General features: G+C 47.1%; 8 protein-coding genes, 3 rRNA genes and 1 riboswitch. Of the genes, 2 read left to right on the top strand and 9 right to left on the bottom strand.

Annotation, left to right across the window (positions count from 1 at the left end; all coding sequences use genetic code 11):
- Window positions 1-68: 68 nt before the first annotated feature.
- The 6 genes from purB to V5M37_RS01580 form a co-directional block, all read right to left on the bottom strand.
- Window positions 69-1,367, bottom strand: a complete 1,299-nt coding sequence (purB, locus tag V5M37_RS01605) for an adenylosuccinate lyase (protein ID WP_423800450.1) — start codon at window positions 1,365-1,367, stop codon at window positions 69-71.
- Between the two features lie 3 nt (window positions 1,368-1,370).
- Window positions 1,371-2,525, bottom strand: coding sequence for a 5-(carboxyamino)imidazole ribonucleotide synthase (gene purK / locus V5M37_RS01600; protein WP_423800449.1), 1,155 nt, complete (start codon window positions 2,523-2,525; stop codon window positions 1,371-1,373).
- Window positions 2,512-3,000, bottom strand: a complete 489-nt coding sequence (purE, locus tag V5M37_RS01595; RefSeq protein WP_423800448.1) for a 5-(carboxyamino)imidazole ribonucleotide mutase — start codon at window positions 2,998-3,000, stop codon at window positions 2,512-2,514. The genes purK and purE overlap by 14 nt, the downstream gene beginning before the upstream one ends.
- Window positions 3,001-3,135: 135 nt before the next feature.
- Window positions 3,136-3,237: riboswitch (purine riboswitch) on the bottom strand.
- A gap of 87 nt (window positions 3,238-3,324) precedes the next feature.
- On the bottom strand, window positions 3,325-3,522 hold the full coding sequence (locus V5M37_RS01590; protein ID WP_423800447.1) for an NETI motif-containing protein: 198 nt from the start codon (window positions 3,520-3,522) through the stop codon (window positions 3,325-3,327).
- Window positions 3,519-4,061, bottom strand: a complete 543-nt coding sequence (locus V5M37_RS01585; protein WP_423800446.1) for a DUF2179 domain-containing protein — start codon at window positions 4,059-4,061, stop codon at window positions 3,519-3,521. Before V5M37_RS01585 ends, V5M37_RS01590 begins: the two co-directional genes overlap by 4 nt.
- Window positions 4,062-4,115: 54 nt before the next feature.
- Entirely contained in the window at window positions 4,116-4,988 is an 873-nt protein-coding gene (locus tag V5M37_RS01580; protein ID WP_423800445.1) for a mechanosensitive ion channel family protein, read from the bottom strand.
- Between the two features lie 35 nt (window positions 4,989-5,023).
- On the opposite strand from V5M37_RS01580, the gene V5M37_RS01575 reads away from it, so the two are divergent.
- Both V5M37_RS01575 and V5M37_RS01570 read left to right on the top strand, forming a co-directional pair.
- A complete protein-coding gene (locus V5M37_RS01575; protein WP_423800444.1) occupies window positions 5,024-5,170 on the top strand; it encodes a hypothetical protein in 147 nt (48 codons plus the stop codon).
- A gap of 38 nt (window positions 5,171-5,208) precedes the next feature.
- A complete protein-coding gene (locus tag V5M37_RS01570; RefSeq protein ID WP_423800443.1) occupies window positions 5,209-6,483 on the top strand; it encodes a translocation protein TolB in 1,275 nt (424 codons plus the stop codon).
- A 44-nt stretch (window positions 6,484-6,527) separates the two neighbouring features.
- On the opposite strand, the gene rrf is transcribed toward V5M37_RS01570, so the two are convergent.
- The 3 genes from rrf to V5M37_RS01555 form a co-directional block, all read right to left on the bottom strand.
- Window positions 6,528-6,644: ribosomal RNA gene (gene rrf / locus V5M37_RS01565) — 5S ribosomal RNA — on the bottom strand.
- An 87-nt stretch (window positions 6,645-6,731) separates the two neighbouring features.
- A 23S ribosomal RNA gene (locus V5M37_RS01560) occupies window positions 6,732-9,666 on the bottom strand.
- 206 nt (window positions 9,667-9,872) lie between these two features.
- Window positions 9,873-11,422 (bottom strand): 16S ribosomal RNA (locus V5M37_RS01555).
- Together the 16S, 23S and 5S rRNA genes form the textbook arrangement of a ribosomal RNA operon.
- Window positions 11,423-11,586 lie beyond the last annotated feature (164 nt).

The raw sequence follows: 11,586 nt of genomic DNA, 5'->3' as shown, positions 1-11,586 counted from the left end.
TATAGGTAAAGGGGCATAACCATGTTAGTGATGCCCCTGTTTAATTTTTTTCGTGTTAACTTGCTGCCTTACGCATTTAATCCTAATCGATCAAAAATGGTATCCACATGCTGTAGATGGTAGCTGTAATCAAAGCAATCGGCGATTTCCTCAGCAGACAGCTTTGAGGTAATTTTTTCTTCCGCTTCGACTAAGCTGCGGAATGGAACCTGCTTTTCCCATGCTTCCATTGCCTTTGGCTGGACAGTGTCGTAAGCCGCTTCGCGGGATAAGCCTTTATCAATCAGTGCTAGCAGCACGCGCTGAGAGTAAATCAAGCCAAGCGTACGATCCATATTGCGCTTCATGTTTTCCGGATAAACCGTTAAATTCTTAATGATATTTCCAAAACGGTTCAACATATAATTCAACGCAATTGTGGCATCCGGCAGGATAATCCGCTCAGCCGAAGAATGGGAGATATCGCGCTCATGCCATAGTGGAACATTCTCATAAGCCGTCATCATGTAGCCACGAATAACGCGGGCCATCCCTGTCATATTCTCGGAACCAATCGGGTTACGCTTATGCGGCATCGCCGATGACCCTTTTTGTCCTTTTGCGAAAAACTCTTCTACCTCACGCGTTTCACTTTTTTGTAAGCCGCGCACTTCTACGGCAAATTTTTCAATCGAAGTGGCAATTAACGCCAGTGTCGACATGTAATGAGCATGACGGTCACGCTGCAAGGTCTGTGTAGAAATCGGCGCCCGTTGAATCCCTAATTTTTCACAAACGTACTGTTCGACAAACGGATCGATGTTGGCATACGTTCCAACTGCACCGGAGATTTTCCCAAACTCTACACCTTGGGAAGCCTGCTTAAAACGCTCCAGGTTCCGCTTCATTTCTTCATACCAAAGGGCAAGCTTTAAGCCAAACGTTGTTGGCTCCGCATGTACGCCGTGTGTCCGGCCCATCATAACCGTATATTTATGTTCAATCGCCTTATTTCGCAAAATCTCAATAAAGTTTTCGATGTCCTTAAATAAAATCGCATTGGCTTGCTTTAAAACATAGGAAAGGGCTGTATCAACCACATCCGTAGAAGTTAAGCCGTAATGCACCCATTTACGCTCTTCGCCTAGTGTTTCAGATACGGCACGGGTAAAGGCAACAACATCATGTCTTGTTTCTTCTTCAATTTCCTTAATCCGGCCAATATTAAAGGAAGCATTTTCGCGCAGTTTTTGAACATCCTCTTTCGGAATCTCACCTAACTCGGCCCACGCTTCACATGCGAGAATTTCCACCTCAAGCCAAGCGTTGAAGCGGTTCTCCTCCGTCCAAATGGCTCCCATTTCTGGTCTCGTATAACGATCAATCATCTTTTATCCTCCGATCTTCACTGTGGCAGCCGCCCAAATGCTGCTCTTTTGGATTTCGTCAAGGGCATCTTCTACATTATCACGCAAAATAGTAACATGGCCCATTTTTCGCTTCACCTTTGGTTCTTTTTTTCCGTACAAGTGAACCTTCCAATCGTTCATGGCCGGAATTTCTTGATATAAGCTTTCAAGATGCTCCCCTAATAGGTTGACCATTACAACTGGTTTTAATAGCTCAGTGCTTCCTAATGGCCAGCTGCATATCGCGCGGATATGCTGCTCAAATTGCGATGTCTGGCAGGCCTCAATGGAGTAGTGCCCGGAATTGTGCGGCCGCGGTGCCAATTCGTTAATGTAAATTTCACCATCAGCAGTCACAAACATCTCCACCGCAAGCGTTCCTACCAATCCTAGGTAGTCGGCAATCTGTTTCGCCTTTTGAATCGCCAGGGCTTTTGTTGCCTCCGAGATCCGTGCCGGAACAATCGTCTGATGCAATATATTGTCTACGTGAATGTTTTCCGCTACTGGTAAAATCGCTGTTTCCCCATCCAGTCTGCGCGTCACAATCACGGAAATTTCTTTTTCAAATGGGACCCATTGCTCTAGCACACATTCGCCATGATTAATAAGGGCTTCCCCTTTTTCTAAATCACTATGTTCCTTTATGACCAGCTGGCCTTTTCCGTCATAGCCGCCTCTTGCCGTTTTTAATACAGCAGGATAGCCCACGGCTTCAATTTTTAAAAATAAATCTTCCACACTATAAATCTCTCCGTATGGAGCGACTTCAGCCCCTGCGTTCCGAATCGCCGCCTTCTCTGTGATTCGGTTCTGGGTAATGGTCAATAGCTTTGGTCCCTGCGGAACATAGGCTTGTTCGCAAAGCCAGCTTAATGTATCTGCATCAATATTTTCAAATTCATACGTGATCACGTCACTTACCGCAGCTAACCGGCCGATTGCCTCGCGGTCATCATAAGCGCCGATGACTTCCACATCTGCCACTTGCCCGCAAGGAGAGTCCGCTGTCGGCTCTAAAACGGCAATCCGAAAGCCTTGAGCTTTAGCCGCCAACGCCATCATTCTGCCAAGCTGGCCGCCGCCAATAATACCGATTGTCGCCCCTGGTAATATAACTTTATTATTCAAGTTCATCACTGCTTTCTAACACTGCGTTTTTAGTCGCTTCCCGCCTTGCTTCCAATTTGCCCGCTAACTCCACGTCAGTGGCAGCGAGAATTTGTGCCGCCAAAAGCCCGGCATTCATGGCGCCAGCCTTGCCAATTGCAACCGTCGCAACCGGTACACCGCCTGGCATTTGCACGATTGACAGCAAAGAATCGAGTCCGTTTAAAGCCTTCGTCTGGACAGGAACACCGATGACAGGAAGAGTTGTTTTCGCAGCCACCATGCCAGGCAAATGCGCTGCCCCGCCTGCTCCAGCGATAATTACCTTTAAGCCTTTTTGTCTGGCATCTTCTGCGTATGAAAACATCAAATCTGGTGTCCGATGTGCAGAAACGACTTTCTTTTCATATGGGATTTCAAGCTCTTCCAAAATATCGCATGCATGCTTCATAGTTTCCCAGTCCGACTTGCTTCCCATAATTACGCCGACCAAGTTCTTCATTCCGCTGGTCCCCCTATAAAACTTTTTTAGAAAAATAAAATACCCGGACAAATGGTATCTCTAGAAGAGAAAGCCATTTGTCCGGGCATGGAAAATCAAGAACACAAATCTAAGGGGGATGCCCCTTATGTGCCGAACATATTGACTTTCCCTCATAGTCCAATAATTTACGGTTATTGGGTAGAGACTTATGGGCCATATTCCCATTGATATATGAGGGTAAGAATAATTTCGTAATTTCTAAACTTATCTTACCAAGCATTTTAGTAGGCTGTCAACCAATAATCGAACATTATTTTTAAATATTACTGTAATGTTCGTGTTTTACTCGATAATTCTTGCCTCAAAGATAATTTTTCTCCCGGCTGGCTCGTAAACGGTTTCATTGCCTTTCTTGACCTCTTGAAAAATAGGTTTCTCTATTCGGCTTACAGGCGTATACCCCTGCACCTTTATCCGATTTAAACATTCCTCAATACTCTCATTATCCTGTACCTCAAATTGCATCTTCTTTTTGCTCATTTAAATAATTTACCTCGTTTCACGGATTTGACCCAGAAACCGCCATAAATAGTTTTTGGCTCATAGGCAATGATGAAGGCTTTTGGATCAATATTTTTAATCGCATCATATAATCTTAACTCAAACTTTCTTGGAGTGAGAATCTGCAAGGCCATTCGGTTTCCTTCCAGCCCATGCGCCTCCCAGTCGGTCACGCCATAGCCCTTTTCCCTCAAAATCTTCGGCAAATTCTTATCATATTCCGCTGTGATGACATTGACGGTAATATAGCCGAGAGCCAACTTCTCTTCAATTTTCATACCGACAATAACGCCAATCCCATAACCGACTGCATAGGCAACCAGGTTCTGAATCTCATTTAAATTGTTTAAAACCAGACCCAGCCCCATCACATAAATGACTACCTCAATCATGCTAAGGAACGCGGCCAAATACCTCTGCCCTTTTAAAGTTAGAATCATCCTAATAGTAAAAAAAGACACATATACAATATTAATGATAAGGATAATTGCAACCATAACATAACTATTCTCCAACATTGAATGCCCTCCTAAACCGTGCTTCCCCTACTTTAACATATTCATCTATCAAGGTCAGTCAGAAGGGATGTTCGCTTTTTCCCCCGCAAGCCGGTTCGCTGCCTGTTTAATGAACAGCGTATCCTCCGCAAGCATGATGTCATGGTCAAAAAGTGTTTGGGCAATAATCCTTCTTGCCTTAATGCCGGCTTCCCAATAAAAAGCGTCATCGACCAGTCCGGTGATGGTATACTCAATCCCATGATAGTTAGCGTTGATCGCTGTAATGCCAAAAACACTAAAGGGCTCTACAATACAATTTTCTCCGTCCATCTTTAAACAGTCTTGATTAACTTCATTTATTTTTTCACATGCCAGCTCCAAGACCGATAAAACCTCTTCGGGATTCTCCCGATAGCTGATTACCACGTTTTCAATCACGCGCATTTGTTCAATATTATAATTATGAATTTGTTTGATTTCCCCATTGCTGATTGTTAACAGCTTCCCGCTCCACTCTCGGATTTTAATAAACCTAAGGCCAATTTCCTCAACCGTTCCACTGAAAGTGTTATTGATTGTAATAAAATCTCCTTTATGGAGCTGTTTTTCATAAATTAAAAAAGTGCCCGAGAGAAGGTCCCTAATCAGGCTTTGCGCACCAATACCAACAATGACCCCGACCACCCCCGCGCCGGCGAGAAATCTCCCAAAATTATCGACATATTGAGAGAGCGCGTAAAAAATAACCCCAATCGTCGCCAAATACCTAGTAAAGGAGCGGACCATACTCGCAATCGTCTCCTCTTTCCGCTCCTCAATAAAATGCGTCTGCTGAAAAAACTTATGAATAACCCGATTAATCACAAACACACCCAACCAAGCAATCACAGCCGCAAAAAAAATACTCGTCAATCTATACTCATGAAGCCAATCAAACCATGCCATCGTTCCACCTCCAGTGAAGCATGGGGACGGTTCTTATGCATCACTTCATCCCGCCTATCCTTATTCTTTACAAAGAATCGCAGGATTTACTATTTTTAGGGGAAAATATTGAAACATGGGGAAACACAGGTGATGCATGGGGACGGTTCTTGTGCATCAAAAAAGGTGAAAATGAAACATAAGAACCGGCCCTTTGTATCAGATTTAATGGGGTGATTTCGTGATTAGAACCGTTCTGCTAGCCATTTTGCTTTCTTTTACATTCCTAAGTGATGCTTTTGCCGCTGTTCAGGAAAAAGCAGCTTTTATTCGCCAAGATGATTTATGGGTAAAAATTAATAATAAAGAAGGACGGTTAACCAACGGTGAATATGTAAGGTATCCAAAGTGGTCCTATGACGGACAATGGCTTGCCTATTTAAAGGCCGTTAAACAGGATGGAAATATCGTTTATGATGGCGAGCTTTGGCTCTATAATCTTCATACTAATAAACATTTTATGATGGCTTCAAAAGTTAACAAAAACTTTCAATGGTCCGGCCGTGAAAATAACCTAGCTTATCTCGTCAACAAGACTCTTTATGTAGTAGATACTAAACCTTTTAAATCCTTGCTGGCTTCGATGCTGGCTCAAGGAGTGGAGAACTTTTCTTGGCTTCCTAATGGGGATGGTTTATTGATCTCCGCCAAAAAAAGTGAACAGCTTCATTCTGATATTATTTTATCCATGGTTATGTTAGAGGTGGACAGGCAAAGGCCGATTGTAAAGAACCTGTTTACAATACCAGTTGGGGAGGATGAATACTTTGTCAGCACAAGTTCGTTTAAATGGTCATCTGATAAGGGCTGGATTAGCTTTTTATTAATTCCAACTGCTTCCATGTCGGCAGATGCGAATACACTTTGTCTGCTGTCTGCTGACGGGGCGGTTTTTAAAAAAGTGGATGAGATGCTGAATTATGCGGAATGGATGCAGTGGGCGCCCGCCGGAACTAATTTAGCTTATATTGGCGGAGTCGGAAGGGAAGCGACTTATAATAAGCATTTGTTGCTGGTAAGGCCTACTCCTTTGAAAAAAGAGCTTATAACCCCAGCTAAGGGATATGCTGACCGGGATTTAGTTTGGAAAAATGAAACGGTAGTGGTTGTTTCCCGATCAGCCGAAAGTAAGGAGGGCAGACTGGATGAACGGCCTCTTCCTCAGTTATTAGAGGTAAATCTCCTTACCGAGAAACAAAAGCAAATTACCTTTCCTCCAAAAAACAAAGGTGATTTTGTACCAATGGTTAGAAAGGAGCAGCTTTTTTGGATAAGGACTGACCGACAGAAAGCAAACGTACTTACTTCCCACTTTAATAAAAGAGAAAAACATTGGATAAAAAACATTACGGTCCCAGACAGTTATTATGAAAAGTGGAATTGGGATGAGGTATTTGATTTATATACTGGGGTGATGCGTGGGGACGGTTCTCATGCATCATTCAATCCTAAATAGCCAACAAAAAAAGACAACCATTTTCAGGTTGTCTTTTTTTGTTGGCCCGGCAGCGTCCTACTCTCACAGGGACTTGCGTCCCAACTACCATCGGCGCTGAGAAGCTTAACTTCCGTGTTCGGGATGGGAACGGGTGTGACCTTCTCGCCATTGCTACCGGACCTATTGAATTAGAGGTTTCATTCCCTCAAAACTAGATAACGCAGAAGAAGTTTAGTAAAAACGAGTTCACCTTACTTAATTATGACTTGGTTAAGTCCTCGATCGATTAGTATCAGTCAGCTCCACACGTCACCGCGCTTCCACCTCTGACCTATCAACCTGATCATCTTTCAGGGATCTTACTAGCTTGACGCTATGGGAAATCTCATCTCGAGGGGGGCTTCATGCTTAGATGCTTTCAGCACTTATCCCGTCCGCACATAGCTACCCAGCGATGCCTTTGGCAAGACAACTGGTACACCAGCGGTGCGTCCATCCCGGTCCTCTCGTACTAAGGACAGCTCCTCTCAAATTTCCTGCGCCCACGACGGATAGGGACCGAACTGTCTCACGACGTTCTGAACCCAGCTCGCGTACCGCTTTAATGGGCGAACAGCCCAACCCTTGGGACCGACTACAGCCCCAGGATGCGATGAGCCGACATCGAGGTGCCAAACCTCCCCGTCGATGTGGACTCTTGGGGGAGATAAGCCTGTTATCCCCAGGGTAGCTTTTATCCGTTGAGCGATGGCCCTTCCATGCGGAACCACCGGATCACTAAGCCCGACTTTCGTCCCTGCTCGACTTGTAGGTCTCGCAGTCAAGCTCCCTTGTGCCTTTACACTCTGCGAATGATTTCCAACCATTCTGAGGGAACCTTTGGGCGCCTCCGTTACACTTTAGGAGGCGACCGCCCCAGTCAAACTGCCCACCTGACACTGTCTCCCACCCCGATGAGGGGTGCGGGTTAGAATTTCAATACAGCCAGGGTAGTATCCCACCGACGCCTCCACCGAAGCTGGCGCTCCGGCTTCTCAGGCTCCTACCTATCCTGTACAAGCTGTACCAAAATTCAATATCAGGCTACAGTAAAGCTCCATGGGGTCTTTCCGTCCTGTCGCGGGTAACCTGCATCTTCACAGGTACTATAATTTCACCGAGTCTCTCGTTGAGACAGTGCCCAGATCGTTACGCCTTTCGTGCGGGTCGGAACTTACCCGACAAGGAATTTCGCTACCTTAGGACCGTTATAGTTACGGCCGCCGTTTACTGGGGCTTCGATTCAGAGCTTCGCTTGCGCTAACCCCTCCTCTTAACCTTCCAGCACCGGGCAGGCGTCAGCCCCTATACTTCGCCTTGCGGCTTTGCAGAGACCTGTGTTTTTGCTAAACAGTCGCCTGGGCCTATTCACTGCGGCTCTTCGGGGCTATTCACCCCAAAAAGCACCCCTTCTCCCGAAGTTACGGGGTCATTTTGCCGAGTTCCTTAACGAGAGTTCTCTCGCTCACCTTAGGATTCTCTCCTCGCCTACCTGTGTCGGTTTGCGGTACGGGCACCTTTTATCTCGCTAGAGGCTTTTCTTGGCAGTGTGGAATCAGGAACTTCGGTACTATAATTCCCTCGGCATCACAGCTCAGCCTTAAGGTGAACGGATTTTCCTATTCACCAGCCTAACTGCTTGCACGCACATATCCAGCAGTGCGCTTACCCTATCCTCCTGCGTCCCCCCATCACTCAAACGATAAAGAGGTGGTACAGGAATATCAACCTGTTGTCCATCGCCTACGCCTTTCGGCCTCGGCTTAGGTCCCGACTAACCCTGAGCGGACGAGCCTTCCTCAGGAAACCTTAGGCATACGGTGGATGAGATTCTCACTCATCTTTCGCTACTCATACCGGCATTCTCACTTCTAAGCGCTCCACCAGTCCTTACGGTCTAGCTTCAACGCCCTTAGAACGCTCTCCTACCGCGGACACCACAAGGTGTCCACCCACAGCTTCGGTGATACGTTTAGCCCCGGTACATTTTCGGCGCAGAGTCACTCGACCAGTGAGCTATTACGCACTCTTTAAATGGTGGCTGCTTCTAAGCCAACATCCTGGTTGTCTAAGCAACTCCACATCCTTTTCCACTTAACGTATACTTTGGGACCTTAGCTGGTGGTCTGGGCTGTTTCCCTTTTGACTACGGATCTTATCACTCGCAGTCTGACTCCCACGGATAAGTCATTGGCATTCGGAGTTTGTCTGAATTCGGTAACCCGATGAGGGCCCCTAGTCCAAACAGTGCTCTACCTCCAAGACTCTAACTACGTGAGGCTAGCCCTAAAGCTATTTCGGAGAGAACCAGCTATCTCCAAGTTCGATTGGAATTTCTCCGCTACCCACACCTCATCCCCGCACTTTTCAACGTGCGTGGGTTCGGGCCTCCATCCAGTGTTACCTGGACTTCACCCTGGACATGGGTAGATCACCTGGTTTCGGGTCTACGACTACATACTAATTCGCCCTATTCAGACTCGCTTTCGCTGCGGCTCCGTCTCTTCAACTTAACCTCGCATGCAATCGTAACTCGCCGGTTCATTCTACAAAAGGCACGCCATCACCCATGAACGGGCTCTGACTACTTGTAGGCACACGGTTTCAGGATCTCTTTCACTCCCCTTCCGGGGTGCTTTTCACCTTTCCCTCACGGTACTGGTTCACTATCGGTCACTAGGGAGTATTTAGCCTTGGGAGATGGTCCTCCCTGCTTCCGACCGGATTTCACGTGTCCGGCCGTACTCAGGATCCACTCAGGAGGGAACGAAGTTTCAACTACAGGGCTTTTACCTTCTATGGCCGGCCTTTCCAGACCGCTTCATCTACCCCGTTCCTTTGTAACTCCATGTTGAGTGTCCTACAACCCCGAAAGGCAAGCCTTTCGGTTTGGGCTGTTCCCGTTTCGCTCGCCGCTACTCAGGGAATCGCGTTTGCTTTCTCTTCCTCCGGGTACTTAGATGTTTCAGTTCCCCGGGTCTGCCTTCAATACCCTATGTATTCAGGTAAAGATACTGCTCCATTACGAACAGTGGGTTTCCCCATTCGGAAATCTCCGGATCGGCGCTTACTTACAGCTCCCCGAAGCATATCGGTGTTAGTCCCGTCCTTCATCGGCTCCTAGTGCCAAGGCATTCACCGTGCGCCCTTTCTAACTTAACCTAAAAGGTTTTACTTACTCTTAAAAATAAGAGAGAAAAACTAAAATGGCGATTACTCGGTTCTTACTTGGTTACTTCTTCTTTTACGATTATCTAGTTTTCAAGGAACAAAAAGTTTTGAGAGATAATTCCCTCAAAACTAAACAAACAAGAAACAATCAAACAAACATGTATTGTCTGGCTCATATGTCCAGCTTATATCCTTAGAAAGGAGGTGATCCAGCCGCACCTTCCGATACGGCTACCTTGTTACGACTTCACCCCAATCATCTGTCCCACCTTAGGCGGCTGGCTCCTTACGGTTACCCCACCGACTTCGGGTGTTACAAACTCTCGTGGTGTGACGGGCGGTGTGTACAAGGCCCGGGAACGTATTCACCGCGGCATGCTGATCCGCGATTACTAGCGATTCCGGCTTCATGCAGGCGAGTTGCAGCCTGCAATCCGAACTGAGAATGGTTTTATGGGATTGGCTCCACCTCGCGGCTTCGCTGCCCTTTGTACCATCCATTGTAGCACGTGTGTAGCCCAGGTCATAAGGGGCATGATGATTTGACGTCATCCCCACCTTCCTCCGGTTTGTCACCGGCAGTCACCTTAGAGTGCCCAACTGAATGCTGGCAACTAAGATCAAGGGTTGCGCTCGTTGCGGGACTTAACCCAACATCTCACGACACGAGCTGACGACAACCATGCACCACCTGTCACTCTGTCCCCCGAAGGGGAAATTCCTATCTCTAGGAGTGTCAGAGGATGTCAAGACCTGGTAAGGTTCTTCGCGTTGCTTCGAATTAAACCACATGCTCCACCGCTTGTGCGGGCCCCCGTCAATTCCTTTGAGTTTCAGCCTTGCGGCCGTACTCCCCAGGCGGAGTGCTTAATGCGTTAGCTGCAGCACTAAAGGGCGGAAACCCTCTAACACTTAGCACTCATCGTTTACGGCGTGGACTACCAGGGTATCTAATCCTGTTTGCTCCCCACGCTTTCGCGCCTCAGCGTCAGTTACAGACCAGAAAGCCGCCTTCGCCACTGGTGTTCCTCCACATCTCTACGCATTTCACCGCTACACGTGGAATTCCGCTTTCCTCTTCTGCACTCAAGTCCCCCAGTTTCCAATGACCCTCCACGGTTGAGCCGTGGGCTTTCACATCAGACTTAAAGGACCGCCTGCGCGCGCTTTACGCCCAATAATTCCGGACAACGCTTGCCACCTACGTATTACCGCGGCTGCTGGCACGTAGTTAGCCGTGGCTTTCTGGTCAGGTACCGTCAAGGTACCGGCAGTTACTCCGATACTTGTTCTTCCCTGACAACAGAGCTTTACGACCCGAAGGCCTTCATCGCTCACGCGGCGTTGCTCCATCAGACTTTCGTCCATTGTGGAAGATTCCCTACTGCTGCCTCCCGTAGGAGTCTGGGCCGTGTCTCAGTCCCAGTGTGGCCGATCACCCTCTCAGGTCGGCTACGCATCGTCGCCTTGGTGAGCCGTTACCTCACCAACTAGCTAATGCGCCGCGGGCCCATCTGTAAGTGTCAGCCGAAACCGACTTTCAACCTTCCCTCATGCGAGGGAAGAAATTATCCGGTATTAGCTCCGGTTTCCCGAAGTTATCCCAGTCTTACAGGCAGGTTGCCCACGTGTTACTCACCCGTCCGCCGCTAACCACCGGGAGCAAGCTCCCAGTGATTCGCTCGACTTGCATGTATTAGGCACGCCGCCAGCGTTCGTCCTGAGCCAGGATCAAACTCTCCAATAAAGTTGAGTTGATTAGCTCAAAAATGTTACGTTGGCTTCATTTCAAAAGAAATGAATAATTATTGTTTGTTGACGTTTTTGTTTGTTTAGTTTTCAAAGAACTATTTTTTAAAATCGCCTCGTCAGAAGCAACTCTATTAATATATCACATCGTTCTTTCTAAGT

The organism is Neobacillus sp. SAB-20_R2A, from assembly GCF_049568635.1.
GTDB classification, from domain to species: Bacteria; Bacillota; Bacilli; order Bacillales; family Cytobacillaceae; genus Neobacillus; species Neobacillus citreus.
Note: the sequence above shows the minus strand (reverse complement) of the source record. Positions and strands in the feature narration are given on the sequence as shown.